This is a genomic window from Pseudomonas sp. 13159349 (genome assembly GCF_013305685.1).
Lineage (GTDB): Bacteria > Pseudomonadota > Gammaproteobacteria > Pseudomonadales > Pseudomonadaceae > Aquipseudomonas > Aquipseudomonas asiatica.
The window spans coordinates 5,302,926-5,328,416 of record NZ_CP045553.1 but is presented as its reverse complement, the minus strand read 5'-3'; the positions used below and the strand labels follow the sequence as shown (position 1 = coordinate 5,328,416).

Genomic DNA, 25,491 nt, shown 5'->3' with positions numbered 1-25,491 from the left:
GCGCGTCAGCCCCCGGGCCAAAGCCCCGCGGTACCTGTCTTTATCCGTAGATCTGCACAGTACTGCGCTGCGAGGGCCGCCTGTTCCAGGCCCGCCGTGGTCGGCGCTCGTGCAATCTCAATCAGGTGAGATTGCGTTATGGATGGTATTTTCCTGCAGCAACTGGTCAACGGCCTGACCCTCGGGTCGGTCTATGGCCTGATCGCCATCGGCTACACAATGGTCTATGGCATCATCGGCATGATCAACTTCGCGCACGGCGAGGTGTACATGATTTCCGCGTACCTCGCGGCGATCAGCCTGGCATTGCTGGCTTATTTCGGTATCGAGTCGTTCCCCCTGTTGATGCTGGGCACCCTGTTGTTCACCATCGTCGTCACCGGCGTGTACGGCTTCACCATCGAACGCATCGCCTACAAACCCCTGCGCAACTCCACCCGCCTGGCACCTCTGATCAGTGCCATCGGCATCTCGCTGATCCTGCAGAACTACGCGCAGATCAGCCAGGGCGCCCGCCAGCAAGGCGTGCCAACCCTGCTGGAAGGCGCCTGGCGTGTCGAAGTGGGCACCGGCTTCGTGCAACTTACCTACACCAAGATCTTCATCCTGGTGGCAGCCTTCGTTGGCATGGGCCTGCTCACCTATGTGATCAAGTACACCAAGCTCGGCCGCATGTGCCGTGCCACCCAGCAAGACCGCAAGATGGCCTCGATCCTGGGCATCAACACCGACCGGGTGATTTCCTACGTGTTCGTCATCGGTGCGGTTATGGCTGCCCTGGCCGGCGTGCTGATCACCATGAACTACGGCACCTTCGACTTCTACGCCGGCTTCATCATCGGCATCAAGGCGTTTACCGCCGCGGTGCTCGGCGGTATCGGCTCGCTGCCAGGCGCCATGCTCGGCGGGATCATCCTGGGCATTTCCGAGTCGCTGTTCTCCGGCCTGATCAACTCCGACTACAAGGACGTGTTCAGCTTCTCGCTGCTAGTGATGATCCTTATCTTCCGCCCACAAGGCCTGCTGGGTCGCCCGCTCGTGGCTAAGGTGTGAACATGTCCATTGCCAAAACTGCCTCTGTTCCTGAAACCAAAAGTTTCGATATCAAACGCAGCCTGCTGGAGACCATCGTCGCCGGCCTGCTGGCACTCATCGTGTTCGGTCCTGTCGTTGGCGTGGTGCTCGACGGCTACACCTTCAACGCCGAGCCGCGGCGTGTGGCCTGGCTGGTTGGCGGGGTGATGCTGGGGCGCTTCCTGCTCAGCCTGTACCTGCAGACGGCCGCCGGCTCGCGCATGCTCCAGGGCTTCGAAAGCGGTGGCTCGGGAGTGCATGTGCGCGCGCCGAACTACGTATCGCGGCTGCGCTATATCATCCCGGCGCTGGTGGTGATCGCCATTGTCTTCCCGATCTTCGCCAACAAGTACCTGCTGACCGTCGTCATCCTCGGCCTGATCTACGTGCTGCTGGGCCTGGGGCTGAACATCGTGGTCGGCCTGGCCGGCCTGCTCGACCTGGGCTATGTGGCGTTTTATGCCATCGGCGCATATGGCCTGGCGCTGGGTTATCAGTACCTTGGCCTGGGCTTCTGGAGCGTGCTGCCACTGGCGGCCATAGCTGCGGCGCTGGCGGGGTGCATACTCGGTTTCCCGGTGTTGCGGATGCACGGCGACTACCTGGCGATCGTGACCCTGGGCTTCGGCGAGATCATCCGCCTGGTGCTGAACAACTGGTTGTCGTTCACCGGCGGCCCCAACGGCATGCCGGCACCGGCGCCGACCTTCTTCGGCCTGGAGTTCGGCCGTAGGGCCAAGGACGGTGGGGTACCTATCCACGAGTTCTTCGGCTTCGATTACAACGCCAACCTCAAGTTCGTGTTCATCTACGCGGTGCTGTTCATCGTCGTGCTTGCAGTGCTCTACATCAAGCATCGCCTGACCCGCATGCCGGTCGGCCGTGCCTGGGAAGCGCTACGCGAAGACGAGATCGCCTGCCGCTCGATGGGCCTGAACCACGTACTGGTCAAGCTCTCGGCGTTTACCCTGGGTGCCTCCACCGCCGGCTTGGCCGGGGTGTTCTTTGCCACCTACCAGGGCTTCGTCAACCCGTCGTCGTTCACCTTCTTCGAGTCGGCGCTGATCCTGGCCATCGTCGTGCTCGGTGGTATGGGCTCGACCGTAGGCGTGGTGATTGCCGCCTTCGTGCTGACCGTGGCACCCGAGCTGCTGCGCAGCTTCTCCGAATACCGCGTGCTGCTGTTCGGTGTGTTGATGGTGCTGATGATGATCTGGCGACCGCGTGGGCTGATCCGCATCAGCCGTACCGGTGTGACCCCGCGTAAAGGAGTGGCGCCATGAGCGACGATATCATTCTCTCGGTCGACAACCTGATGATGCAGTTTGGCGGCATCAAGGCGCTCAGCGATGTCAGCCTGAAGGTCCGGCGCAACCAGATCTTCGCCCTGATCGGCCCCAACGGTGCGGGCAAGACCACCGTGTTCAACTGCCTGACCGGGTTCTACAAGGCCAGTGGCGGGCGCATCGAGCTGAACGTGCGCGGTAGCCACACCAACGTCATCCAGCTGCTCGGCGAGCGCTTCCAGGCGGCAGACTTCGTCTCCCCGGCGCGCTTCGCCAACCGCATGTACTACAAGATGTTCGGCGGTACCCACCTGGTCAACCGCGCCGGCCTGGCACGCACCTTCCAGAACATTCGCCTGTTCAAGGAAATGTCGGTGGTGGAGAACCTGCTGGTGGCGCAGCACATGTGGGTCAACCGCAACCTGCTGGCCGGGGTACTCAACACCAAGGCCTACCGCAAGGCCGAGAGCGACGCGCTGGACCACGCGTTCTACTGGCTGGAAGTGGTCGACCTGGTCGATTGCGCCAACCGCCTGGCTGGCGAGTTGTCGTACGGCCAGCAGCGCCGCCTGGAAATCGCCCGGGCCATGTGCACGCGGCCGAAGATCATCTGCCTGGACGAACCGGCGGCTGGCCTGAACCCACAGGAAACCGAGGCCCTCAGCCGCATGATCCGCGTGCTGCGCGACGAGCACGACATTACCGTGGTGCTGATCGAACACGACATGGGCATGGTCATGAGCATTTCCGATCATATCGTGGTGCTCGACCACGGCAACGTGATTGCCGAAGGCGCGCCGCAGGATATCCGCCACAACCCGACGGTGATCGCCGCCTACCTGGGTGCAGATGAAGAGGAACTGGTATGAGTGCACCCATTCTGGAATTGAAGGACCTGGACGTGTTCTACGGCCCTATCCAGGCGCTGAAGAAAGTCTCGATGCACATCAATGAAGGTGAGACGGTCAGCCTGATCGGCGCCAACGGCGCTGGCAAGTCGACCCTGCTGATGTCGATCTTCGGCCAGCCGCGGGCGGCGTCGGGGCATATCGTGTACCGCGGCACCGACATCACTCGCAAGTCGTCGCATTACATTGCCTCCAACGGCATCGCCCAGTCGCCGGAAGGGCGCCGGGTGTTCCCCGACATGACGGTCGAGGAGAACCTGATGATGGGTACCATCCCCATCGGTGACAAGCATGCCGACGAAGACATGCAGCGCATGTACGAGCTGTTCCCGCGCTTGAAAGAGCGGCGTAACCAGAGGGCCATGACCATGTCTGGTGGCGAGCAGCAGATGCTGGCAATTGCCCGCGCGCTGATGAGCCGGCCGAAGTTGTTGCTGCTGGATGAGCCATCGCTGGGGCTGGCGCCGATCGTGGTCAAACAGATCTTCTCGACCTTACGTGAATTGGCCAAGACTGGGATGACCATCTTCCTGGTGGAGCAGAACGCCAACCATGCGCTGAAACTGTCGGACCGGGCTTATGTGATGGTCAACGGGCAGATTCGCATGAGCGGGACGGGTCAGGAGCTGTTGGTCAACGAAGAAGTGCGCAACGCCTATCTCGGCGGGCATTGAGTTGCATTCGGGGGCCGCTTTGCGGCCCATCGCGACACAAGGCCGCTCCTACAGGCAATCTGCGATTTCATGTGGTATCGCGGCCCCTTGTAGGAGCGGCCTTGTGTCGCGATGGGCTGCAAAGCAGCCCGATTCCAAATGTGGACAACTTGTAGCGGGCCTGCCTCCATACACTCCAGCATCCCTTCGCAAGCCCTTGTTTCCACAGGCCCGATCTTTTCCACGGTTAATGTGGAACCGCCTGTGGAAAACATGGTGGCATCTCGCTCAAACCCTTTGATACCAAGCCCTGCAGAGTCATTATCGTTTTTTGATCAATTGCACCTTGTGGATTATTTTCCAAGGTTTTTCAAAGCCCTGCATTCATTCCAGGCGTTGCGAAAAGCCTGTGGATAACCCTGTGAAAAAGCCTTGGACAGACCGCTGCAGACGGCATGCTTGAAAGCCTTGCGCCATCACCGAAAAGATATCCACCGACCATAAGTCGCTGAAAGGGTTCCGTACCGTGGACAAGTTGCCCCCAATCCGTGGGGAAAGCCTTGTGGATAACGTGCGCATAGCTGGTGCCGAGCCGTCTGCTGTAAGGGTTTGCCACATATGATCAAAAAATGAACAGTATCCCGGGCGGGTTGCTGCAAGCACGCGGCGCGGGCATGCTGCAAGACTGCCGATGACAATCCACCGTGAGGAACAGAGCATGACGTCCACCGTATTCATCACTGGCGCGACTTCCGGTTTTGGTGAGGCCACTGCCCGCCGTTTTGCCGAAGCTGGTTGGAAGCTGGTGCTCACTGGCCGCCGCAAGGAGCGCCTGGACGCCCTGTGCGCCGAATTGTCGGCCAAGACCGAAGTACACGGCCTGGTACTCGACGTGCGTGACCGCAAAGCCATGGAGCAGGCCATCGCCAACTTGCCAGCTGGCTTCGACAAGTTGCGCGGCCTGGTCAACAACGCAGGCCTGGCGCTGGGTGTGGACGCGGCGCAGAACTGCAGCCTGGACGACTGGGAAACCATGGTCGACACCAACATCAAGGGCCTGATGTACACCACCCGCTTGTTGCTGCCACGGCTGATCGCCCATGGCCGTGGGGCGTCGATCCTCAACGTAGGTTCAGTGGCGGGCAACTACCCGTACCCAGGCAGCAACGTGTATGGCGGCACCAAGGCCTTCGTCGGCCAGTTCTCGTTGAGCCTGCGCTGCGACCTGCGGGGTACGGGCGTGCGCGTGAGCAATATCGAGCCGGGCCTGTGCGAGAGCGAGTTCTCGCTGGTGCGCTTTGGCGGTGACCAGGCCAAATACGACGCCACCTACGCCGGTGCCGAGCCGATCCAGCCGCAGGACATTGCCGAGACCATCTTCTGGATCCTCAACCAGCCGGCGCATATCAATATCAACAGCCTCGAGCTGATGCCGGTGAGCCAGGACTGGGCAGGGTTCTCGATCGACCGGTCGGCCAAGGCCTGATCAAAAGGCGGGGCCGCTTTGCGGCCCATTCGCAGCACAAGGCTGCTCCTACAGGATTGGCACTGGTTTCAGGTGCGCCGCTTTCCCTGTAGGAGCAGCCTTGTGCTGCGAAAGCGTCAGCCCAGGCGCTGCAACCCTTCCAGGCAAGTCGCCAAGTGGTAGGGAGTAGTCGAAGGCATATCATGCCGGCTGACACTGCCTTGCCCATCCCGGCACTCATACCAGCCCGCCTCACGCAGGAACCGCGTTTCCAGAGCCTGCAACTGCCCGGCAAGCTTGCTCTCGCCCCCTGTCCGCAACACCAGCGCCCGCAGGTATTCCGCCTGTGCCCAGATCCGCTGGGTGGCGTCGAGCACCCGGCCATCCACATCCAGCATCGCCAGCACAGCGGCATCCTTCACCCCGTATTGCTCGGCGTAGCCGAAAGCCCGGTCGATGGACGCATGCAGCGGCGTATCTCGCAGCAGTGGCGAGGTATGCAGGAGGTAGAACCACTCGAACTGGTGCCCCGGCTCGAACCAGTTATCCACAGTGCCGCGTGGCTTTTCCAGCATCAGGCCGTGGGCGGGGTCGATGAAGTGTTCCTGCAGCGCGTCGCACAGGTGCAGCAACGACTGCTGGGCATGCTTGTCGTCACGCACCGCCAGCACCTGCAGGAAGGCTTCGGCCAGGTGCATCTGCGGGTTTTGCAGCGGGCCGCTGCCAAGGTCTGCCCAGTCTTCAGCGAGGCTGGCTTCGTACAGGCCGTCGTCGCGGGCGAACTGCTGGTCGATGATGTCCAGCGCGGCGTTCAGCGTGGACTCCACCAGGTTTTCACGCACCTTGCCCCAGTAGTGCGCACAGGCGAAGACGATGAACGCGTGGGTGTAGAGGTCCTTGCGTCGGTCCAGCGGTTTGCCCTGGGCGTCGATGCTATAGAACCAGCCGCCGTGTTCGGCGTCGTGGAAGTGCTTCTGCAGCGAGCGGAACAAGGCGGCCGCACGCTCGGCTGCACCCGGTTGCCCGATGCGGCTGCTGAACAGGTAAAGCTGCCTTGCGCAGGCCATGGCCCGGTAGCGCTGCACCGGCAATGGCTGGTGCTGGGCATCCAGTGCCTCGTAAGGCAGGGCCATGTCGGCGTTCCAGCCCGGGCCTTGCCACAACGGCACGATGCGTTCGGCGAAGTGCTGGTTGAAGCGGGCCAGTTCGGGCAGGGTGGGGCGGGGGTCGGACATTTCGGCGCTCGTCGCTGTCGGGCAGGGCGCCATGGTAGCAGAACTGGGTTGTGGGTAGCCTGTGCCAGCCTCTTCGCGGGCACGCCCGCTCCCACAGGATCACCACAGGCTCGAGCAATGTGGGGTACCTGTGGGAGCGGGCATGCCCGCGAAGAGGCCAGTACAGGCTACCGATCAGCTCGGGTTGCCGAGCCCCTGCCAATGCCGCGCCCCCACGAAGATGAAGCGCAACTGCTGGGTGATCTTTTCCTGGGGCGTCAACACCTGTGGATAACCCGCTTCGGGGCTGTCGATAAGCTCTGGCAGGGTGGCGAACACGGTTTTCACCACCAGGTCGGCCATCACCGCCAGCGCGGCGCTGTCCAGGTGCTGCCAGCGCTTCATCCGCGCCAGGTCGGTGGCCAGGTCGTCGCTGATGTCCTGGCGCAAGCGGGCAATGGCCTGGCGTACGGCCTGTGAACCGCCGTACTGCTCACGGGCGAGGAACAGGAACTGCGCACGGTGGGCGGCGACCACATCGAGAAAGATGCGCACCGAGGCGTCGGTGATGCCGCCCAGTTCGAATTCGTTCTGGCGCACCAGGCGGATGGTCTGGCGGAAGGTAGTGTCGACCTCGGCAACCAGGGCCAGGCCCAGGGCGTCCATGTCGGAAAAATGCCGGTAGAAGCCGGTGGGTACGATGCCGGCCGTCTTTGCCACTTCGCGCAGGCTGATACTGCCGAAACCACGGCCACTCTCCATGAGCTGGCAGGCAGCATCGAGTAGGGCCTGGCGGGTCTGTAGCTTCTGTTCGGCGCGCGGCAGCATGGTGCGGGTTTCTATGGCGGTAAGGCAGGGCACTCTAGTGAAAAAAACAAAGCCCGGTCAATGGACCGGGCCTGGAGGGGAGCTGGCGTTGTGACATAGATTGTTCTTTTCGGTCATGGCGATCAGCTCACACGGCTGATTTCAACCAGGCGATCGGAACCACCCTCGGCAACACGGCCAGTACGTTCGATCAGGCGATCGGAACCACCCTCGGCAACGCGGCCAGTACGTTCGATCAGGCGATCGGAACCACCCTCGGCAACGCGGCCAGTACGTTCGATCAGGCGATCGGAGCCACCTTCGGCAACGCGGCCAGTACGTTCGATCAGGCGATCGGAGCCACCTTCGGCAACGCGGCCAGTACGTTCGATCAGGCGATCGGAGCCACCCTCGGCAACGCGGCCAGTACGTTCGATCAGGCGATCGGAGCCACCTTCGGCAACGCGGCCACTACGTTCGATCAGGCGATCGGAGCCACCTTCGGCAACGCGGGCACTACGTTCGATCAGGCGATCAGCACCACCTTCAGCAACGGTCTTCAGCGGCTGGGCGATTTCAGCAGCGCTGGAGCGTGATTCGGCGGTCAGGTGTTGCTCGTCGGCTGGCAGGGCAAAAGCGTTGGCAGCCAGGATGGACAGGGTCAGGGTCAGCAGATGGCGTTTCATGATTTCGGTGCTCCTCTCGGGGGCTGGAAAGTGGGTACGGAGCCAATGCTACGCCGCGTAACGCCAGAGAGAAGTTCATACGGGTAATGGTAACAATCGACCGTATTGATAGAGATTTGAAACTGCTCTAGAAAGCACTTTACAGGCCGTTAGATGGCAATTTGATGGTGCTTTTTGCAGGTAACACGCACGGTCTGGCGCGACGATTTGCTGAGCAAAAGGCCAGGAAAAACTTCGCTATCATGGCGCCATCGATAAAACCCCACGGGTTTTCATCAGTCCGAGATATTGAGTGCCACCGCTGCACCTGTTCTGTGCCATACCGCAAGGAGAATCACGCAATGACGCGTCCCGCCAGAATCCTCGTCTGGACCTTCACCAGCCTGCTGACCCTGCTGGCGATCCTGGTGGTGGTGATTGCCACCTTCGACTGGAACCGCGTCAAGCCCCTGCTCAACGAGAAAGTCTCCGAGGCCCTGCAGCGGCCCTTCGCGATCAATGGCAACCTTGCCGTGGACTGGCGCACCGAACCAGAAGAGGGGGGCTGGCGTGCCTGGGTGCCCTGGCCGCACTTCATTGCCGAAGACCTGACCCTGGGCAACCCCGAGTGGTTCAAGGAACCGAAGATGGTCGGCCTGGAGCGCGTGGCGTTCCGCCTGGCGCCGCTGCCGCTGCTGTTCCAGCAGATCAGCATCCCGCGCATCGACCTGACCAAGCCCACAGCCAGCCTCACCCGCCTGGCCGATGGCCGCGCCAACTGGGCCTTCGACTTCGGCCCCAAGGATGAAAACGCAGAGCCTTCCAAATGGCAGCTGGACATTGGCGCCATCGGCTTCGACCAGGGCAATGTCAGCTTCGATGACCAAACCCTGAAAACCAGCATGAAGGTGCAGATCGACCCGCTGGGCAAGCCTGTCCCGTTCAGCGACATCGTCGGCAAGGCCAGCGCCGAGAAGGCCGGTGCCGCGCAGGACTACGCCTTCGGGCTCAAGGCCCAGGGCCGTTACAAAGGCCAGCCGGTCTCCGGTACCGGCAAGATCGGCGGCCTGCTGGCCCTGCAGGACGCCAGCCAGCCGTTCCCGCTGCAGGCTGACGTGCGCATCGCCGACACCCATGTGGTGCTTGCCGGCACCCTGACCGACCCGCGCAACCTCGGCGCCCTCGACCTGCGCCTGCGCCTGTCCGGGGCCAGCCTGGGCAACCTCTACCCGCTGACCGGCGTAACCTTGCCCGACACCCCGGCCTACTCCACCGACGGCCACCTCAGCGCCAACCTGCACGCGGCGCAAGGGGCGACCTTCAACTACCAGGGCTTCAACGGCAAGATCGGTGACAGCGATATCCACGGCGACCTGGCCTTCGTTGCCAGCCAGCCACGGCCCAAGCTGTCCGGCAACCTGGTGTCCAACCAGTTGCTGTTCAAGGACCTGGCGCCGCTGATCGGCGCCGACTCCAACGCCGAGCAGAAGGCCCGTGGGGGTGCCAGCAAACAGCCGGCGGGCAAGGTGCTGCCGGTGGAAGAGTTCCGCACCGAGCGCTGGCGCACGATGGACGCCGACGTCACCTTCGCCGGCAAGCGCATCGTGCACAGCGCGCAACTGCCGTTCAACGACCTGTCGGCCCACGTGATACTGGAGGACGGCCTGCTGCGCCTGGAGCCCCTGCGTTTTGGCGTGGCTGGCGGCAACCTGGCTTCCAGGATTCGCCTGGATGGCCGCAACGTACCGTTGCAGGGGCGTGCCCGGCTGACGGCGCGGGGCTTCAAGCTCAAGCAGTTGTTCCCCTCCTTTGCGCCGATGCAGACCAGCTTCGGTGAGTTGAATGGCGATGCCGATATCACTGGCCGGGGCAACTCGGTGGCCGCCTTGCTGGGCACGGCCAATGGCGACCTGCGCATGCTGATCAACGATGGTGCCATCAGCCGCAGCCTGATGGAGATTGCCGGGTTGAACGTGGGTAACTATGTGGTCGGCAAGCTGTTTGGCGATGAGGATGTGAAGATCAACTGCGCGGCGGCTGACGTGGGTATCAAGGATGGCCTGGCGACCACGCGCCTGTTCATCTTCGATACCGAGAACGCGATCATCTACATCAACGGCACGGCCAATTTCGCCACGGAGCAGCTGGACCTGAAAATTACCCCCGAATCGAAAGGGTTGCGGCTGTTCTCGCTGCGTTCGCCGCTGTATGTGCGCGGGCCGTTCGCCAAGCCCAGTGCCGGGGTGCAGGCGGTGCCGCTGGCATTGCGCGGAGCGGGAATGGTGGCGTTGGGCGTGGTTGCCGGGCCGGCGGCGGGGTTGCTGGCGCTGATTGCGCCTAGCAGCGGGGATGATCCCAACCAGTGCACGCCGCTGTTGCAGCAGATGAAGGCGGGCAAGGCGCCGGCGGTGGTGAAAGAGCGGAAATAGCAGGGGGCCGCTTCGCGGCCCATCGCGACACAAGGCCGCTCCTACAGGGAATCGCGCAAATCTGCCGAGACGCGATCCCTCTGTAGGAGCGGCCTTGTGTCGCGATGGGGCGCAAAGCGCCCCCAGCAATTACAAGCCTTGCAACAGGTCGGACATATCGTCCGCGTGCTCTTCTTCCTGCGCGAGGATGTCTTCAAAAATCCGCCGCGTAGTCGGATCTTTATCCCCAATGTACCGAATGATCTCGCGATAGCTATCGATGGCGATCCGCTCCGCCACCAGGTCTTCCAGCACCATCTCTTTCAATGAAGTGCCCGCCACATATTGGGCATGGGACCTCTTGCTCAGGTTGTCCGGGTTGAAATCCGGCTCTCCACCTAACTGCACGATCCGTTCGGCAAGCTTGTCGGCGTGCTCGGCTTCCTGATTGGCATGCTCGAGGAATTCATCGGCAGCCACGCTGGCCTTGATGCCGCTGGCCATGAAGTAGTGACGCTTGTAGCGCAGCACGCAGACCAGTTCGGTCGCCAGTGAATCATTGAGCAGGCGCAGGATCTGTTGGCGATCAGCATCGTAACCCTCGGTCACCGCACCTTGCTCGACATGCTGACGGGCACGTTCGCGCAGGGTTTGTACATCGGTCAGTTCATTCGCATTCATGTTCATCTCCTGGAACATCAGGGTGGTCATGGATATGGCCTGGAAGGCTTAGGCGCCGTGGACGGCGTCGCTGTCTTCTTCGCGTTGTTTGCAAGTCTTGAAGCCCTTGGCGTCGACATGGCCGGTGGCGTCGAAGCGCACGTAGTAGGGCTGCTGGTGGCCATCGTGGTTGAGGATGTAGTCGTTGCAGGTGCCGCCATGGGGGAGGTCGATGACGTTGGACGGACTGCCGCCGATGGCGATGACTTTCTGCATGGTCATGCCTTTTTCCACCTGCTTGACCAGCGGTTCGTCGCGGTAGGTGACGTAGTCCACCGGGTTTTCCGGGCGGCTGCCGCAGGCGACGAGGGTGGCGCTTGCCAGAAGGATTGCCAGGGTCTGCTTGTACATGGTCCCGCTCCTTGCAAAGGGTCTGTGTGGTTTGGAACCGCAGCGCGCGCCGGGAGTTCGATTGCGATGGTCATCAAGGCCGCTGTAGTGTTGGCCGGTCGTCCACGGAAAGGGGCTGGGGCAATGCAGCAGGAATTGGCCACGCGATACCCGTTGGTGCTGGTGCCGGGCATGCTCGGTTTTGTCCGGGTAGTGCTCTACCCCTACTGGTTCGGCATCGTGCCGGCCCTGCGCCAGGGCGGGGCGCAGGTGTTCCCGGTGCAGGTTTCGCCACTGCATTCCAGCGAGGTGCGCGGCGAGCAGTTGCTGGCGATCATCGAAGACATCTGCCTGCGTACCGGAGCGGAAAAGGTCAACCTCATCGGCCACAGCCAGGGCGCCCTGAGCGCGCGCTACGCGGCTGCCAGGCGGCCTGGGCGGGTGGCTTCGGTCACTTCGGTGGCGGGGCCCAACCATGGCTCGGAACTGGCCGACTACCTGGAACGCACGGCACCGGGCGATTCCCCGCAGGGGCGCATCCTGAAGGCCGTGCTGCATGGCTTGGCCGTGCTGCTGGTGTGGCTGGAAACCGGCTGGCGCCGTGACCCGTTGCCGGTGGATGTACATGCCTCGCACCAGTCACTGACCAGTGCAGGTGTGGCGCTGTTCAACCAGGCTTATCCACAGGGGTTGCCAGACACCTGGGGCGGGGAGGGGGCCTATGAGGTCGATGGCGTGCGTTATTACTCCTGGTCCGGCACCTTGCAGCCCGGCCTGACCGACCAGCGGCGCAACCGTTTCGACGGCAGCAGCCACTTCTGCCGCCTGTTCGCGCGCAGCTTTGTCAAGGAAAAGGGCTATTGCGACGGAATGGTCGGGCGCTTCAGTTCGCACCTGGGGCAGGTGATCGGCGACGATTACCCGCTCGACCACCTGGATATCGTCAACCAGTCGCTTGGTGCGGTGGGCAAGGGTGCCGAACCGGTGCGGCTGTTCACCGAACATGCCGCCCGGCTCAAGGCGGCAGGGCTCTAGCGACGGATCGGTGTGGTCCAGCGCTCGGCCAGCACCACGCCCGCCAGGGTCAGCAGGCCGCCGACCAGGTGATAGCGGGCCAGCTGCTCGTCGAGCACCACGGCGGCGATCAGTGCAGTGACCAGCGGCAGCAGGTTGAAGAACAGCGTGGTGCGGCTGGGCCCCAGGCGGTGCACGGCCTGCATCCACACCAGGGGCGCGATCATCGAGGCCAGCACGCAGGCGTACAGCACCAGGCCGACGTTGCGGCTGTTCAGGCCAGTCTTGTCCGACAGCAGGAACAGCGGCAGCAACACGACGATGGCTACCAGCACCTGCAGGTACAGCAGCTGCATCGGCGGCAGGCGCAGCTGCCATTTCTTCAGCAGGAAGCTGTATAGCGCATAGGCCAGTGTGGCCACCAGCATCAGCAGGTCGCCGCTGTTCAGGCCTTGTTGCAGCAGGCTGGCGGGGTGGCCGGCGCTGACCACTTCAAGCACGCCGAAAAATGACACCAGCGCGCCCAGCAGGGCACCGTAGCTCAGGCGCTGGCCCAGCCAGGCGATGGACAATGCCAGTGACATCAGTGGCATCAGCGAAAGGATGATGCCCATGTTGGTGGCGCTGGTGATGCCGGCGGCAAAGTAGGCCAGGCTCTGGTACAGCGCCATGCCCAGCACGCCCAGCACGAAAACCTTGCCCAGGTGCGGGCGAATGGCCGCGCGATTGCGCCACACGGCGGGCAGCAGGAACGGGGTGAACAACAGCGCGGCCAGCAGCCAGCGGTAGAAGCCGATCTCGGCGGGGTGGATGGCGCCGGCGGACATCTTGGTGACCACGGTGTTGCCGGCCCATATCAGGATGGCGGTCAGGGGGAACAGGTAGTTCATGTAGCAGGTTACTCGTTGGGGCTTGGATTGGGGCTGCTTTGCAGCCCTTCGCGGGCTTGCCCGCTCCCACAGGGATATCACAGGCCTGAAAGCTGGCGCGGATCCTGTGGGAGCGGGCGAGCCCGCGAAGGCCTGCGCAGCAGGCCCCGATAGCAGCCATTATCAACTGTCTGTCCAAAAGCCTATACTCCTATCCAGACAACCCACCCCGCAAAGCAGACAGCATGCCGCGCAAATACCTCGATATTCCCCAGTTCACCCGGCTCCCGGCCCCGGTGTACTTCCGCCACGACGAGTTCGGTGCCGACACCCGCAGCGCCCTGCATCGCCACGCCTGGGGCCAGCTCAACTACACCGCCCACGGCGTGATGCACCTGGAAGTAGCTGGCCAGCACTTCCTGTCGCCGCCGCAATACGCCGTGTGGGTACCGCCCGACACCGAACATGGTTGCTACAACCCGCAGGCTATCGTCTACCGTTCGGTCTACCTGGACCGCAGCCTGTGCGCCGCACTGCCGCAGCAACCGTGCAGCCTGATGATCAGCGACATCCTCAAGGCCATCCTCGCCGACTTCGCCCGGCGCGACCTGCGGGTGGCCGAGGGCGAGCGCGACCAGCGCCTGGCGCAGGTGCTGCTCGACCAACTGCTGCTGGCGCCCACCCAGGCCTGCTACCTGCCGTTTGCCCACAGCGAGGGCTTGCGCCAGGTGCTCGATGCCCTTGGTGCCGAGCCGGGCGACAACCGCCCGCTGGGCGAATGGGCCGCCCAGATTCATGTCAGCGAACGTACTTTGGCCCGGCAGTTCCTGCGCGAGCTGGGCATCAGTTTTGGTGAATGGCGGCTGCGCCTGCGCTTTTTGCGCGCCATCGAGGCGCTTGAAGCCGGCCAGCCGATCCAGGCCATCGCCTTCGACCTCGGCTACAGCAGTGCCTCGGCGTTCATCGCCATGTTCCAGCGCCAGGCCCAGTGCACGCCCGAGCAATACCGTCGCCAGGCACGGGCAGGGCGTTGAGAATTCTTGGCTACACTCAGCTCGACCCCCGTGCATCGGGCGCGGAGCCAAGGAGATACTCCATGAAAGTGCTGCAAATCCCCTTACTGGTATTGGCGGTGTTGTTCAGCGCACAAGGCTTCGCCGCCAATACCGCGCAGCAGGAAAAGATGAAAACCTGCAACGCCGACGCCACCGCCAAGGCCCTCAAGGGCGATGAGCGCAAAGCCTTCATGAGCACCTGCCTGAAGAAGGATGTGCCACAAACCCAGCAAGAGAAGATGAAAACCTGCAACGCCGACGCCACCACCAAGGCCCTCAAAGGTGACGAACGCAAAGCGTTCATGAGCGACTGCCTGAAGAAGAAATGACCTGCGCCTATGCCTGCAGACGTAAGGCTGGCAGACTGCGGGTCTTTCCCGTTGTCTGCCGTTGAGGCTGTATGACCTTCACCCCCCGCCAGGTCACCCTGGCCAGCTGGATCATCGTATTTGCCGGCCTGTTGCTGGCGTTGCCCCTGAAATTGCTGCCAAGCCTGCTGGCCGGCCTGCTGGTGTTCGAGCTGGTCAACATGCTCACGCCGCGGCTGCAGCCGCTGCTCGCCGGGCAGCGCGCCCGCTGGCTGGCTGTGGCGCTGCTAGGCACGCTGGTGGTCAGCACCCTGACCCTGCTGTTTGCCGGTGCCTTCAGCTTTTTGCTGCACGAGGCGGAAAACCCCGGGGCCTCGCTGGACAAGTTCATGGCCCTGGTGGAGCGCGCCCGTAGCCAGCTGCCGCCGTTCATCGAAGGCTACCTGCCGGCCAGTGCGGCGGAGTTCAAGGTGGCCATCGGTGACTGGATCAAGAGCCACCTGAGCGACCTGCAGCTGGTGGGCAAGGGTATGGCGCACATGTTCGTCACCTTGTTGATCGGCATGATCCTCGGTGCCATAGTCGCCTTGCAGCGCATCCCCGACATATCCCGGCGCAAGCCGCTGGCAGCGGCGCTGTTCGAGCGCCTGAGCCTGCTGGTGAAGGCGTTTCGCAACATCGTCTTCGCGCAGATCAAGATTTCGCTGCTCAACACTACGTTCACGGGCATCTTCCTGGCCGTGGTGCTGCCGATGTTCGACGTGCACCTGCCGCTGACCAAGACGCTGATCGTGCTGACCTTCCTGCTGGGCCTGCTGCCGGTGATCGGCAACCTGATGTCGAATACCCTGATCACTATCGTCGGCCTGTCGCTGTCGATCTGGGTGGCGGCGGCGGCGCTGGGTTACCTGATCGTCATCCACAAGGTCGAGTACTTCCTCAACGCGCGGATCGTGGGCGGGCAGATCAGTGCCAAGTCTTGGGAACTGCTGCTGGCGATGCTGGTGTTCGAGGCGGCATTCGGGCTGCCGGGGGTGGTGGCGGGGCCGATCTACTATGCCTACCTGAAGAGTGAGCTGAAGCGGGCCGAACTGGTCTGATTCTTTATTGACCAGTACCGGCCTCTTCGCGGGTAAACCCGCGAAGAGGCCGGTACTGGTGAAAGGGATGGCTCAGGCTACGCCGTAGCGCTTGCGCGCCTCGATGGCCAACCCGCTACCAATGCTGCCAAAGATGTTGCCTTCCACATGCCGCGCATTCGGCAGCATCGCCGACACGCTGTTGCGCAGCGCCGGAATCCCGCTGGAACCGCCGGTGAAGAACACCGTATCGACCTGGGTCTCGCTCACTCCAGCCTTGGCCAGCAGTTCGCTCACGCTACCACGCACCCGCTCCAGCAACCCTTCGATAGCCCCCTCGAACAGCGCTCGGGACAGGTCCACGCCCAGATCGCGCTCGATGCGGCCTAGGTCGACGTGGCGGCTCTGCTGTTCGGTCAGCTCGATCTTGCTGGCCTCCACTTCCATCGCCAACCAGTGGCCAGCACGCTCTTCGATCAGTTTGAACAGGCGGTCGATGCCCAACGTGTCCTCGATGTCATAGCGCATGCTGCCCAGCGCCAGCTGCGACTTCTGCGAGTACAGGGCGTTGATGGTGTGCCAGGTGGCGAGATTGAGGTGATAGCTGGTCGGCATCAGCGCGCCACTCTTCATGCGGCTGCCGTAGCCGAACAGCGGCATCACGCCCTGCAGGCTCAGCTGCTTGTCGAAGTCGGTACCGCCAATGTGCACACCGCCGGTGGCGAGGATGTCGCTCTGGCGCTCGGCGATCAGGTGGCGCTCGGGCGACAGGCGGATCAGGGTGAAGTCCGAGGTACCACCGCCGATGTCGACGATCAGCACCAGCTCTTCGCGGCTGATGCTCGACTCGTAGTCGAAGGCCGCGGCAATCGGCTCGTACTGGAAGGACACATCCTTGAAGCCGATCTTGCGCGCCACTTCGGCCAGGGTGTCCTCGGCCTCCTGGTCGGCTGCTGGGTCTTCGTCTACGAAGAACACCGGACGGCCCAGCACCACCTGCTCGAACTCCCGCCCAGCAGCGGCCTCGGCGCGTTTTTTCAGCTCGCCGATGAACATGCCCAGCAGGTCCTTGAACGGCAGGGCGCTGCCCAGCACGCTGGTATCGTGCTTGATCAGCTTGGAGCCCAGCAGGCTTTTCAGCGAACGCATCAGGCGGCCTTCGTAGCCTTCCAGGTATTCGTGCAGTGCCAGGCGGCCATATACCGGGCGACGCTCCTCGATGTTGAAGAACACCACCGAGGGCAACGTGATCTTGCCGTCTTCCAGGGCAATCAGCGACTCGGCGCCTGGGCGGTGCCAGCCGACCGTGGAGTTGGAGGTGCCAAAGTCGATGCCCAGGGCGCGGGCCGGGGATACGTCAGACATGGGGAATGAGCTTCCGGAGGCAAAACGGCCGCGCAGTGTATGCCAGTTGGCTACAGAATCAAGACCGATCGTCTGCCATGGAGCAACCCCAAGGTGGTCTTGAAAGGCTATGCTTGACCCCTATCTTCTCTTGCAACACGCACATTCACATTGGTGATCCATAGATGGACTTCAAAGACTATTACAAGATACTCGGCGTAGAGCCCGCGGCGGACGAAAAGGCGATCAAGGCCGCGTACCGCAAGCTGGCGCGCAAGTATCACCCCGATGTCAGCAAGGAGCGCGACGCCGAGGAAAAATTCAAGGAGGCCAACGAGGCCTACGAAGTGCTGGGCGACGCGCAGAAACGTGCCGAGTACGATGAAATCCGCAAGTACGGTGGCCAGCATGGCCGGCCGTTCCAGGCGCCACCGGGCTGGGAGAACCGTGGCGGTGGTGGCGGCTTCGAAGGCGGCGATTTCTCCGACTTTTTCAGCTCGATCTTTGGTGGCCGGGGGGGCAACCCGTTCGGTGGTGCCCGGCAGCAGCAACGCAGCGCCGGCAGGCGGGGGCAGGACGTGGAGCTAGAACTGGCGGTATTCCTTGAAGAGACCCTGAGCAAGGAGTCCAAGCAGATCAGCTTCCAGGTGCCGCAGACCAATGCCATGGGCCAGCGCACCGGCTTCACTACCAAGACCCTGAACGTGAAGATCCCGGCCGGTGTGACCGACGGCGAGCGTATCCGCCTGAAGGGCCAGGGCGCGCCGGGTAGTGGTGGCGGGGCCAATGGCGACCTGTTCCTGACCATTCGCATGGCACCGCACCCGCTGTTCGATGTCGAAGGTCATGACCTGATCATCACCGTGCCGCTGGCACCGTGGGAGGCAGCACTGGGCGCCAAGGTGGCCGTGCCGACCCTGGACGGCAAGATCAACCTCACCATCCGCCCCGACAGCCAGAGCGGCCAGCGCCTGCGCGTACCGGGCAAGGGCTTGGCCAACAAGAGTGGCGAGCGTGGCAACCTTTACGCGCAACTGAAAGTGGTCATGCCACCAGCATCCGACGAGTCTGCCCGCGAACTGTGGACCAAGCTTTCCGAGAAGGCTGCGTTCAACCCGAGGACACAATGGAGTAAGTGATCATGAGCAGCACCCTGATCGTTCAACTGGACATGCGTACCTTGTGTCAGGAGGCCGATCTCACGGCTGACTGCGTGATCGAAATCGTCGAGCACGGCATTGTCGAACCTTCCGGGCGAACGCCGGAGGACTGGTTGTTCGACGATCAGGCGCCGTTGCTGGCCAAACGCGCGGCGAAGCTGCATCAGGAGCTGGAACTGGAGTGGGAAGGGGTGGCGCTTGCGCTGGAGCTGCTGCAGGAAGTGCGGCAGCTGCGCAGCGAGAACAGCATGCTGAGGCAGCGGTTGGGCAGGTTTACCCAGATGTAGGCCGTTGCGGCTAACCCCTGTAGGAGCGGCCTTGTGTCGCGATGGGCTGCGCAGCAGCCCCGGCAATCTTGAGATGAAGCAAAGATCTGGGGCCGCTTCGCAGCCCATCGCGACACAAGGCCGCTCCTACAGGGATCGTGTGAGGCCTGGTTTCTCAACTGGGTTCTGCCCCCGGGTTCAGCACCAGCTGCATGAAGGTCAAGTCCAGCCACCGGCCAAACTTCACCCCCACCTGCGGCATCTGCCCGGTCACCACGAAGCCCAGCCGCTCGTGCAGGCGCACCGACGCTGCATTGCCGCTCTCGATGGCCGCCACCATCATATGCTTGCCACACTCGCGCGCACGCTCGACCAGCGCTGCCATCAGCACTGGCCCCAATCCCTTGCCGCGCTGATCGCCACGGATATACACCGAGTGTTCCACGGTGTTGCGAAAGCCCTCGAACGGCCGCCAGTCGCCAAACGACGCATAGCCCAGCACACCGCTCCCATCCACTGCCACCAGGATCGGGTAGCCCTGCTGCGCCCGTGCGGCGAACCAGGCCAGGCGGTTGGCCAAATCCACCGGGGTTTCGTTCCAGATCGCCGTGGTGTTGCGCACCGCGTCGTTGTAGATGTCGAGGATGCCTGGCACGTCGGTAGGCAGGGCGTCGCGGATTTCATGACTCATGACAGCGTCTCGCAGGGTCGTTGCTTGCAGATTAAATGGTTACCAGCCCACGCACACCCTCGGCTTGCATGTTTTCGCCACGGCCCCGCTGGATGATCTCGCCACGGGCCATCACCAGGTACTGGTCGGCCAGCTCCTCAGCGAAGTCGTAGAACTGTTCCACCAGCAGGATGGCCATGTCACCGCGCTCTGCCAAGCGACGGATGACAGCCCCAATTTCCTTGATGACCGAAGGCTGGATACCCTCGGTGGGCTCATCGAGGATCAGCAGCCGCGGGCGGCTGGCCAGGGCACGGCCGATTGCCAGCTGTTGCTGCTGGCCGCCGGACAGGTCACCGCCACGGCGTTGCTTCATCTGTTCCAGCACGGGAAACAGTTCGTAGATGAAGGGCGGTACCTCCCGAGCTTCACGGGCGGGGAAGCGCGAAAGGCCCATCAGCAGGTTTTCCTCGACGGTGAGGCGCGGGAAGATCTCGCGGCCTTGGGGCACGTAGGCGATGCCGGCGTGGACCCGTTGCTGGGGCTTGAGGCTGGTGATCGGCTTGCCTTCCCATTCGATGCTGCCGTCGCGGGCCGGGACCAGCCCCATCAGGCAGCGCAGCAGGGTGGTCTTGCCCACGCCGTTGCGGCCCAGCAGGCAGGTGACTTCGCCGACCTTGGCTTCGAAGGACAGGCCCCGGAGGATGTGGCTGCCGCCGTAATACTGGTGCAGGGTGTCGATTTTCAGCATGTGTGGTTCCTGGGAAATCTGCTTTGCCTGTGCTGGCCCTTTCGCGGGTAAACCCGCTCCCACAAGGACCGCGCAGCTCTTCAGGCCTGTGCCGTACCTGTGGGAGCGGGTTTACCCGCGAAGAGGCCGGCGCAGGTATCCATGTCTAGCGGCCCAGATACACCTCGACCACCCGCTCATCCGCCTGCACCTGCTCCAGCGACCCTTCCGCCAGCACGCTGCCTTGGTGCAGCACGGTCACATGGTCAGCAATGCTGCCGACAAACCCCATGTCGTGCTCCACCACCATCAGCGAATGCTTGCCAGCCAGCCCCTTGAACAGCTCGGCGGTGAACTCGGTCTCGGCATCGGTCATGCCCGCTACCGGTTCGTCCAGCAACAGCAGTTGCGGCTCCTGCACCAGCAGCATGCCGATCTCCAGGAACTGCTTCTGCCCATGCGACAGCAAGCCCGCCTGGCGCTGGGCCAGCGGCAGCAGGCGCAAGGTGCCCAGCACCTCCTCGATGCGTTGGCGCTGCTCCCCACCCAAGCGCGCTGCCAGGCTGGCCCATACCGACTTGTCGGTCTTCAGCGCCAGCTCCAGGTTTTCGAACACCGTCAGCGCCTCGAACACCGTGGGCTTCTGGAACTTGCGGCCTATGCCGGCCTGGGCGATCTGGTATTCGCTCATGCGGGTCAGGTCGAGGGTGTCGCCAAAATAGGCCGTACCGCTGTCAGGCCTGGTCTTGCCAGTGATCACATCCATCATCGTGGTCTTGCCGGCACCGTTGGGGCCGATGATGCAACGCAGCTCGCCCACGCCGATGTACAGGTTCAGCGCGTTCAGCGCCTTGAAGCCATCGAAGCTGACGCTGATGTCTTCCAGGCTCAGCACCGTGCCGTGGCGGGTGTCGAGGCCGGTCTTGCGGCTTTGGCCCAGGCCGATGGCGTCGCGGCTGGCGCCGAGGTTGTCGAACACCGGTTCGAGCATGAATTCCGGGTGTACCGGGGGCACGCCTCTCATGGCTGGCTCCTTTTCTTCAACAGGCCGACCACGCCCTTGGGCAGGTACAGGGTGACGAGGATGAACAACGCGCCGAGGAAGAACAGCCAGAACTCCGGGAAGGCCACGGTGAACCAGCTTTTCATGCCATTGACCAGACCGGCGCCGAGCAGCGGGCCGATCAAGGTGCCGCGCCCGCCCAGGGCCACCCACACGGCGGCTTCGATGGAGTTGGTCGGCGACATCTCGCTGGGGTTGATGATGCCCACCTGCGGTACGTACAGCGCACCGGCCAGGCCGCACAGTACGGCGCTGAGCACCCACACCAGCAACTTGAAACCACGTGGGTCGTAGCCGCAGAACATCAGGCGGTTTTCGGCGTCGCGCACGGCGGTGAGCAGGCGGCCGAACTTGCTGCGGGTCAGGCCCCAGCACAGGTACAGGCTGGCCAGCAGCAGGCCGACGGTGAGCAGGAACAGCACTGCACGGGTGCCTTGGGCGGCAATGTCGAAGCCAAGGATGGAGCGGAAGCTGGTAAAGCCGTTGTTGCCGCCAAAGCCGGTTTCGTTGCGGAAGAACAGCAACATGCCGGCGAAGGTCAGCGCCTGGGTCATGATCGAGAAGTACACGCCCTTGATCCGCGAGCGGAAGGCGAACCAGCCGAACACCAGCGCCAGCAGCCCGGGCGCCAGCACCACCAGGCACAGGGCCCAGGCGAAATGCTGGGTGCCAGCCCAGTACCACGGCAGCTCGCTCCACGACAGGAAGGTCATGAACCCTGGCAGGCCGTCACCCGCGGCCTGGCGCATCAGGTACATGCCCATGGCGTAGCCACCGAGGGCGAAGAACAGCCCGTGGCCTAGCGACAGCAGCCCGGCGTAGCCCCAGACCAGGTCCAGGGCCAGCGCGACGATGGCGTAGCAGAGGATCTTGCCGACCAGGGTCAGGGTGTAGGCCGACACCTGCAGGGCATGGTCCGCCGGCAGCAGCGACAGCAGCGGCAGGGCCACAAGCAACAGGACGACGACGGCGCCGATGGCCAGGGTCAGGCGTGGCCCGGCCTTTTGCGTAGCGGTGACAAGCAGTGGCTGGTTCATCAGTCGATTACCCGTCCCTTGAGGGCGAACAGGCCTTGCGGGCGCTTCTGGATGAACAGAATGATCAACGCAAGGATGAGGATCTTGCCGAGCACGGCGCCGATCTGCGGCTCCAGCAGCTTGTTGGCGATGCCAAGGCCGAAGGCTGCCCACAGGCTGCCGGCCAACTGGCCGACGCCGCCGAGCACCACCACCAGGAACGAGTCGATGATGTAGCTCTGGCCCAGGTCCGGGCCGACGTTGCCGACCTGGCTCAGGGCCACGCCACCAAGCCCGGCGATGCCCGAGCCGAGGCCGAAGGCGAGCATGTCGACGCGCCCGGTGGACACGCCGCAGCAGGCGGCCATGTTGCGGTTCTGGGTGACCGCGCGCACGTTCAGGCCCAGCCGCGTGCGGTTGAGCAGCAGCCAGGTGAGCAGTACCACGGCCAGGGCGAAGCCGATGATCACCAGGCGGTTGTATGGCAGTACCAGATTGGGCAGCAGCTGGATGCCACCCGACAGCCAGGCCGGGTTGCTGACTTCGACGTTCTGCGCGCCGAACAGCAGGCGGATGGCCTGGATCAGGATCAGGCTGATTCCCCAGGTCGCCAGCAGGGTTTCCAGAGGGCGGCCATACAGGTGGCGGATTACCGTGCGCTCCAGCGCCATGCCGACGCCGGCACTGACGGTGAAGGCCACCGGCAGGGCGATCAGTGGGTAGAACTCGATGGCGCCAGGGGCGTAGCGTTGCAGCAGTACCTGGACCATGTAGGTGCTGTAGGCGCCGAGCATCAGCATTTCGCCGTGGGCCATGTTGATCACCCCGAGCAGGCCGAAGGTGATGGCCAGGCCAAGGGCTGCCAGCAGCAGGATCGAGCCCAGCGACAGGCCGCTGAAGGCCTGGCCGAGCAGTTCGCCGGCCAGCAGCTTGCGCTGCACCTGGGCCAGGCTGGTTTCGGCGGCGGTGCGCACGCCCGGGTCGGTTTCCGCGTTGGGTTGCAGCAAGGCTTCGAGGCGGGTGCGGGCCAGCGGGTCACCGGTTTCGCCGAGCAGGCGAACGGCGGCCAGGCGTACTGCCGGTTCGCTGGCGCCCAGCTGCAGGTTGGCCAGGGCCAGGCCGAGGGCGGCATGCACGGCGGCATCCGGTTCGCTGGCGAAGCGCCGGTCGAGGAAGGCCATTTGCGCCGGTTGCGCGCTTTTCTGTAGTTGTTGGGCAGCGGCCAGGCGGATGTCGCTGTTGTCGCTGAGCAACTGGTGGCTGGCCAAGGCATTGTCGATCAGGCCACGCAGGCGGTTGTTCAGGCGCACCTTGCGCGTGTCGTCGGCGGCGATGCGGCCTTGGCGCAGGTTGTCCAACAGGGCCAGGCGTGCGGTATCGGGTTGTGCGGCCCAGCCTTCGAGCAGGCTGGCTTGCTCGGCGGGCTTGGCAGCGAGAAAGAATTCGCCCTCGCTGGCCTGGGTTGCCAAGGGCATCAGCAGGAGCAGGGTGAGCAGCAGTCTGAGCATGCGGGTAATCCTGGAAATCGGCGGTGGATTCTTCGCGGGCATGCCCGCTCCCACAGGTACGGTGCACAGTTTGAAAATTGTGCGGTCCCTGTGGGAGCGGGCGTGCCCGCGAATGGGCTGCAAAGCAGCCCCAGTGCACTCAGTTACCTTTCACGGCGTAATCAGGGCGCTTGTCGTTGCCGGGAATGAACGGGCTCCATGGCTGCGCCCGCAGCGGTTGCTCGGTCTCCCACACCACGCTGAACTGCCCGTCATCCTGGATCTCGCCGATCATCACCGGCTTGTGCAGGTGGTGGTTGGTCTTGTCCATGGTCAGGGTGAAACCGGACGGCGCCTCGAAGCTTTGCCCGGCCAGTGCCTCGCGCACCTTGTCGACATCGGTGGACTTGGCTTTTTCCACCGCCTGCGCCCACATGTGGATGCCCACGTAGGTGGCCTCCATCGGGTCGTTGGTCACCGCCTTGTCGGCGCCTGGCAGGCCCTTGGCCTTGGCGTAGGCTTTCCAGTCGGCGACGAACTTCTGGTTGACCGGGTTATCCACAGACTCGAAGTAGTTCCACGCCGCCAGATGGCCCACCAGAGGCTTGGTGTCGATGCCGCGCAGTTCTTCCTCGCCCACCGAGAAGGCCACCACTGGCACATCGGTGGCCTTCAGGCCCTGGTTGGCCAGCTCCTTGTAGAACGGCACATTGGAATCGCCGTTGACGGTGGAAATGACGGCTGTCTTGCCGCCAGCAGAGAACTTCTTGATGTTGGCGACGATGGTCTGGTAATCGCTGTGGCCGAACGGGGTGTACACCTCTTCGATGTCCTTGTCGGCCACGCCCTTGCTGTGCAGGAAGGCACGCAGGATCTTGTTGGTGGTGCGCGGGTAGACGTAGTCGGTGCCCAGCAGGAAGAAGCGCTTGGCGCTGCCGCCGTCCTCGCTCATCAGGTACTCAACGGCCGGGATGGCCTGCTGGTTGGGCGCGGCGCCGGTGTAGAACACGTTCGGCGACATCTCTTCACCCTCGTACTGCACCGGGTAGAACAGCAGGCCGTTGAGCTCTTCGAACACTGGCAGCACCGATTTGCGCGACACCGAGGTCCAGCAACCGAACACCACTGCCACCTTGTCCTGGGTTAGCAGCTGGCGGCTCTTTTCGGCGAACAGCGGCCAGTTGGAGGCCGGATCGACCACCACCGGCTCGAGCAGCTTGCCGTTCACGCCGCCCTTTGCGTTGATCTGCTCGATGGTCATCAGCGCCATGTCCTTGAGCGAAGTCTCGGAAATGGCCATGGTCCCCGAAAGCGAATGCAGGATACCGACCTTGATGGTTTCGGCGGCCTGGATGCTCCAGCTCAGGCCCATTGCGGCGATCGATGCGCTAAGGGTGAAGGCCTTGATCAGACTGCGTCGCTTCATGTGCTCTCTCCGCTGAGTTTTTATGTGTTGGGCAAGCGGGGAGGGGTGTTGCAAGGGGTGTGCCTAACGGCGGAAGGTGCGCAATAGAGGGGTTGTGCGAGGTGTTGGGGCGTTGGCTGGATCCAGGTTGGTGCCTGATGGATTTATGTGCACAGGATTGGGGCCGTTGCGCGGCCCATCGCCGGCAAGCCAGCTCCCACCTAGACCGCATCGGCCTCGAGCCATGCGCTGTCCCTGTGGGAGATTGCCCAGCCCTTTGGGCTGCGCTGTCGCGCAGAGAACCAATATCGCTCGTCTGACGCGTCCTTTGTAGGAGCAGCCTTGTGCTGCGAAGAGGCCGGTAAAGCCAATAGACAGGCTTTGTCAGCCCCGGCCTCTTCGCAGCACAAGGCTGCTCCTACAGGACTTCGCCGAACCAATGAGTCATGTGTTGTTCTATGAGAGCTGGCTTGCCGGCGAAAGGGCTGCAGAGCA

The 25,491-nt window shown here is 63.3% G+C and carries 25 protein-coding genes; 12 read left to right on the top strand and 13 right to left on the bottom strand.

The window, feature by feature from the left end:
• The first annotated feature begins 138 nt into the window (after nucleotides 1-138).
• The 5 genes from GEV38_RS24550 to GEV38_RS24530 all read left to right on the top strand — a co-directional run bounded on the left by GEV38_RS24550 (nucleotide 139) and on the right by GEV38_RS24530 (nucleotide 5,407).
• Nucleotides 139-1,053: a branched-chain amino acid ABC transporter permease gene (locus GEV38_RS24550; protein ID WP_013974411.1), complete on the top strand. Its 915-nt coding sequence runs from the start codon at nucleotides 139-141 to the stop codon at nucleotides 1,051-1,053.
• Nucleotides 1,054-1,055: 2 nt separating this feature from the next.
• A complete protein-coding gene (livM, locus tag GEV38_RS24545) occupies nucleotides 1,056-2,357 on the top strand; it encodes a high-affinity branched-chain amino acid ABC transporter permease LivM (protein ID WP_015271987.1) in 1,302 nt (433 codons plus the stop codon).
• Complete coding sequence (locus GEV38_RS24540; RefSeq protein WP_010955466.1) at nucleotides 2,354-3,229, top strand: ATP-binding cassette domain-containing protein; 876 nt, start codon at nucleotides 2,354-2,356, stop codon at nucleotides 3,227-3,229. Before livM ends, GEV38_RS24540 begins: the two co-directional genes overlap by 4 nt.
• On the top strand, nucleotides 3,226-3,942 hold the full coding sequence (locus GEV38_RS24535) for an ABC transporter ATP-binding protein (RefSeq protein ID WP_015271986.1): 717 nt from the start codon (nucleotides 3,226-3,228) through the stop codon (nucleotides 3,940-3,942). The genes GEV38_RS24540 and GEV38_RS24535 overlap by 4 nt, the downstream gene beginning before the upstream one ends.
• Before the next feature lie 697 nt (nucleotides 3,943-4,639).
• On the top strand, nucleotides 4,640-5,407 hold the full coding sequence (locus GEV38_RS24530; protein WP_003259040.1) for an SDR family oxidoreductase: 768 nt from the start codon (nucleotides 4,640-4,642) through the stop codon (nucleotides 5,405-5,407).
• Between the two features lie 116 nt (nucleotides 5,408-5,523).
• On the opposite strand, the gene GEV38_RS24525 is transcribed toward GEV38_RS24530, so the two are convergent.
• From GEV38_RS24525 to GEV38_RS24515, 3 genes are all read right to left on the bottom strand, one after another.
• Nucleotides 5,524-6,621: an AGE family epimerase/isomerase gene (locus GEV38_RS24525; RefSeq protein WP_015271985.1), complete on the bottom strand. Its 1,098-nt coding sequence runs from the start codon at nucleotides 6,619-6,621 to the stop codon at nucleotides 5,524-5,526.
• Nucleotides 6,622-6,795: 174 nt separating this feature from the next.
• Nucleotides 6,796-7,428, bottom strand: a complete 633-nt coding sequence (gene fabR, locus GEV38_RS24520) for an HTH-type transcriptional repressor FabR (RefSeq protein ID WP_054572215.1) — start codon at nucleotides 7,426-7,428, stop codon at nucleotides 6,796-6,798.
• A 122-nt stretch (nucleotides 7,429-7,550) separates the two neighbouring features.
• On the bottom strand, nucleotides 7,551-8,093 hold the full coding sequence (locus GEV38_RS24515) for a phage infection protein (protein WP_173896047.1): 543 nt from the start codon (nucleotides 8,091-8,093) through the stop codon (nucleotides 7,551-7,553).
• A gap of 341 nt (nucleotides 8,094-8,434) precedes the next feature.
• Between GEV38_RS24515 and GEV38_RS24510 the strand changes: the two genes are divergently transcribed.
• Nucleotides 8,435-10,501: an AsmA family protein gene (locus GEV38_RS24510; protein ID WP_054572741.1), complete on the top strand. Its 2,067-nt coding sequence runs from the start codon at nucleotides 8,435-8,437 to the stop codon at nucleotides 10,499-10,501.
• A 129-nt stretch (nucleotides 10,502-10,630) separates the two neighbouring features.
• On the opposite strand, the gene GEV38_RS24505 is transcribed toward GEV38_RS24510, so the two are convergent.
• A complete protein-coding gene (locus GEV38_RS24505; protein WP_015271981.1) occupies nucleotides 10,631-11,161 on the bottom strand; it encodes a bacterioferritin in 531 nt (176 codons plus the stop codon).
• A gap of 48 nt (nucleotides 11,162-11,209) precedes the next feature.
• A complete protein-coding gene (gene osmE, locus GEV38_RS24500) occupies nucleotides 11,210-11,551 on the bottom strand; it encodes an osmotically-inducible lipoprotein OsmE (protein ID WP_003258245.1) in 342 nt (113 codons plus the stop codon).
• Nucleotides 11,552-11,674: 123 nt separating this feature from the next.
• Between osmE and GEV38_RS24495 the strand changes: the two genes are divergently transcribed.
• A complete protein-coding gene (locus tag GEV38_RS24495; protein WP_015271979.1) occupies nucleotides 11,675-12,565 on the top strand; it encodes a triacylglycerol lipase in 891 nt (296 codons plus the stop codon).
• Here the strand turns inward: GEV38_RS24495 and GEV38_RS24490 are convergent.
• Nucleotides 12,562-13,434 (bottom strand): DMT family transporter, encoded by an 873-nt coding sequence (locus GEV38_RS24490; protein WP_054572742.1) that lies wholly within the window; start codon nucleotides 13,432-13,434, stop codon nucleotides 12,562-12,564. The two genes, GEV38_RS24495 and GEV38_RS24490, sit on opposite strands and share 4 nt — an antisense overlap.
• Nucleotides 13,435-13,658: 224 nt before the next feature.
• On the opposite strand from GEV38_RS24490, the gene GEV38_RS24485 reads away from it, so the two are divergent.
• The 3 genes from GEV38_RS24485 (at nucleotide 13,659) to GEV38_RS24475 (ending at nucleotide 15,876) form a co-directional block, all read left to right on the top strand.
• Nucleotides 13,659-14,447: a helix-turn-helix domain-containing protein gene (locus GEV38_RS24485; RefSeq protein ID WP_003258248.1), complete on the top strand. Its 789-nt coding sequence runs from the start codon at nucleotides 13,659-13,661 to the stop codon at nucleotides 14,445-14,447.
• A 62-nt stretch (nucleotides 14,448-14,509) separates the two neighbouring features.
• Entirely contained in the window at nucleotides 14,510-14,797 is a 288-nt protein-coding gene (locus GEV38_RS24480) for a PsiF family protein (RefSeq protein WP_003258250.1), read from the top strand.
• 71 nt (nucleotides 14,798-14,868) lie between these two features.
• Nucleotides 14,869-15,876 (top strand): AI-2E family transporter, encoded by a 1,008-nt coding sequence (locus GEV38_RS24475; protein ID WP_015271976.1) that lies wholly within the window; start codon nucleotides 14,869-14,871, stop codon nucleotides 15,874-15,876.
• A 72-nt stretch (nucleotides 15,877-15,948) separates the two neighbouring features.
• Here GEV38_RS24475 and GEV38_RS24470 read toward each other — a convergent pair whose 3' ends face one another.
• Entirely contained in the window at nucleotides 15,949-17,220 is a 1,272-nt protein-coding gene (locus GEV38_RS24470; protein WP_054572743.1) for an Hsp70 family protein, read from the bottom strand.
• Between the two features lie 164 nt (nucleotides 17,221-17,384).
• Here GEV38_RS24470 and cbpA point away from each other — a divergent pair, with 164 nt between their 5' ends.
• Together cbpA and GEV38_RS24460 are read left to right on the top strand one after the other, a co-directional pair.
• Nucleotides 17,385-18,338: a curved DNA-binding protein gene (gene cbpA, locus GEV38_RS24465; RefSeq protein ID WP_013974397.1), complete on the top strand. Its 954-nt coding sequence runs from the start codon at nucleotides 17,385-17,387 to the stop codon at nucleotides 18,336-18,338.
• Nucleotides 18,339-18,340: 2 nt separating this feature from the next.
• Nucleotides 18,341-18,646, top strand: a complete 306-nt coding sequence (locus GEV38_RS24460) for a chaperone modulator CbpM (RefSeq protein WP_015271974.1) — start codon at nucleotides 18,341-18,343, stop codon at nucleotides 18,644-18,646.
• Between the two features lie 154 nt (nucleotides 18,647-18,800).
• On the opposite strand, the gene GEV38_RS24455 is transcribed toward GEV38_RS24460, so the two are convergent.
• The 6 genes from GEV38_RS24455 to urtA all read right to left on the bottom strand — a co-directional run bounded on the left by GEV38_RS24455 (nucleotide 18,801) and on the right by urtA (nucleotide 25,017).
• Nucleotides 18,801-19,316, bottom strand: coding sequence for a GNAT family N-acetyltransferase (locus GEV38_RS24455; RefSeq protein WP_054573804.1), 516 nt, complete (start codon nucleotides 19,314-19,316; stop codon nucleotides 18,801-18,803).
• A 31-nt stretch (nucleotides 19,317-19,347) separates the two neighbouring features.
• Nucleotides 19,348-20,046 carry an urea ABC transporter ATP-binding subunit UrtE gene (urtE, locus tag GEV38_RS24450; protein WP_013974394.1) on the bottom strand — a complete coding sequence of 233 codons (699 nt, stop codon included), beginning with the start codon at nucleotides 20,044-20,046 and terminating at the stop codon, nucleotides 19,348-19,350.
• A gap of 145 nt (nucleotides 20,047-20,191) precedes the next feature.
• Nucleotides 20,192-21,049 (bottom strand): urea ABC transporter ATP-binding protein UrtD, encoded by an 858-nt coding sequence (gene urtD, locus GEV38_RS24445; protein WP_023660839.1) that lies wholly within the window; start codon nucleotides 21,047-21,049, stop codon nucleotides 20,192-20,194.
• Nucleotides 21,046-22,125 carry an urea ABC transporter permease subunit UrtC gene (gene urtC, locus GEV38_RS24440; protein WP_054573805.1) on the bottom strand — a complete coding sequence of 360 codons (1,080 nt, stop codon included), beginning with the start codon at nucleotides 22,123-22,125 and terminating at the stop codon, nucleotides 21,046-21,048. The genes urtD and urtC overlap by 4 nt, the downstream gene beginning before the upstream one ends.
• Entirely contained in the window at nucleotides 22,125-23,654 is a 1,530-nt protein-coding gene (gene urtB, locus GEV38_RS24435; protein WP_015271969.1) for an urea ABC transporter permease subunit UrtB, read from the bottom strand. Before urtB ends, urtC begins: the two co-directional genes overlap by 1 nt.
• A 97-nt stretch (nucleotides 23,655-23,751) precedes the next feature.
• Entirely contained in the window at nucleotides 23,752-25,017 is a 1,266-nt protein-coding gene (gene urtA / locus GEV38_RS24430; RefSeq protein WP_013974390.1) for an urea ABC transporter substrate-binding protein, read from the bottom strand.
• Between the last annotated feature and the right edge of the window lie 474 nt (nucleotides 25,018-25,491).

Coding starts and splice junctions, on each gene's coding strand:
- GEV38_RS24550 (WP_013974411.1), top strand. CDS start 139: ATGGATGGTATTTTCCTGCAGCAACTGGTCAACGGCCTGACCCTCGGG.
- livM (WP_015271987.1), top strand. CDS start 1,056: ATGTCCATTGCCAAAACTGCCTCTGTTCCTGAAACCAAAAGTTTCGAT.
- GEV38_RS24540 (WP_010955466.1), top strand. CDS start 2,354: ATGAGCGACGATATCATTCTCTCGGTCGACAACCTGATGATGCAGTTT.
- GEV38_RS24535 (WP_015271986.1), top strand. CDS start 3,226: ATGAGTGCACCCATTCTGGAATTGAAGGACCTGGACGTGTTCTACGGC.
- GEV38_RS24530 (WP_003259040.1), top strand. CDS start 4,640: ATGACGTCCACCGTATTCATCACTGGCGCGACTTCCGGTTTTGGTGAG.
- GEV38_RS24525 (WP_015271985.1), bottom strand. CDS start 6,621: ATGTCCGACCCCCGCCCCACCCTGCCCGAACTGGCCCGCTTCAACCAG.
- fabR (WP_054572215.1), bottom strand. CDS start 7,428: ATGCTGCCGCGCGCCGAACAGAAGCTACAGACCCGCCAGGCCCTACTC.
- GEV38_RS24515 (WP_173896047.1), bottom strand. CDS start 8,093: ATGAAACGCCATCTGCTGACCCTGACCCTGTCCATCCTGGCTGCCAAC.
- GEV38_RS24510 (WP_054572741.1), top strand. CDS start 8,435: ATGACGCGTCCCGCCAGAATCCTCGTCTGGACCTTCACCAGCCTGCTG.
- GEV38_RS24505 (WP_015271981.1), bottom strand. CDS start 11,161: ATGAATGCGAATGAACTGACCGATGTACAAACCCTGCGCGAACGTGCC.
- osmE (WP_003258245.1), bottom strand. CDS start 11,551: ATGTACAAGCAGACCCTGGCAATCCTTCTGGCAAGCGCCACCCTCGTC.
- GEV38_RS24495 (WP_015271979.1), top strand. CDS start 11,675: ATGCAGCAGGAATTGGCCACGCGATACCCGTTGGTGCTGGTGCCGGGC.
- GEV38_RS24490 (WP_054572742.1), bottom strand. CDS start 13,434: ATGAACTACCTGTTCCCCCTGACCGCCATCCTGATATGGGCCGGCAAC.
- GEV38_RS24485 (WP_003258248.1), top strand. CDS start 13,659: ATGCCGCGCAAATACCTCGATATTCCCCAGTTCACCCGGCTCCCGGCC.
- GEV38_RS24480 (WP_003258250.1), top strand. CDS start 14,510: ATGAAAGTGCTGCAAATCCCCTTACTGGTATTGGCGGTGTTGTTCAGC.
- GEV38_RS24475 (WP_015271976.1), top strand. CDS start 14,869: ATGACCTTCACCCCCCGCCAGGTCACCCTGGCCAGCTGGATCATCGTA.
- GEV38_RS24470 (WP_054572743.1), bottom strand. CDS start 17,220: ATGTCTGACGTATCCCCGGCCCGCGCCCTGGGCATCGACTTTGGCACC.
- cbpA (WP_013974397.1), top strand. CDS start 17,385: ATGGACTTCAAAGACTATTACAAGATACTCGGCGTAGAGCCCGCGGCG.
- GEV38_RS24460 (WP_015271974.1), top strand. CDS start 18,341: ATGAGCAGCACCCTGATCGTTCAACTGGACATGCGTACCTTGTGTCAG.
- GEV38_RS24455 (WP_054573804.1), bottom strand. CDS start 19,316: ATGAGTCATGAAATCCGCGACGCCCTGCCTACCGACGTGCCAGGCATC.
- urtE (WP_013974394.1), bottom strand. CDS start 20,046: ATGCTGAAAATCGACACCCTGCACCAGTATTACGGCGGCAGCCACATC.
- urtD (WP_023660839.1), bottom strand. CDS start 21,049: ATGAGAGGCGTGCCCCCGGTACACCCGGAATTCATGCTCGAACCGGTG.
- urtC (WP_054573805.1), bottom strand. CDS start 22,125: ATGAACCAGCCACTGCTTGTCACCGCTACGCAAAAGGCCGGGCCACGC.
- urtB (WP_015271969.1), bottom strand. CDS start 23,654: ATGCCCGCGAAGAATCCACCGCCGATTTCCAGGATTACCCGCATGCTC.
- urtA (WP_013974390.1), bottom strand. CDS start 25,017: ATGAAGCGACGCAGTCTGATCAAGGCCTTCACCCTTAGCGCATCGATC.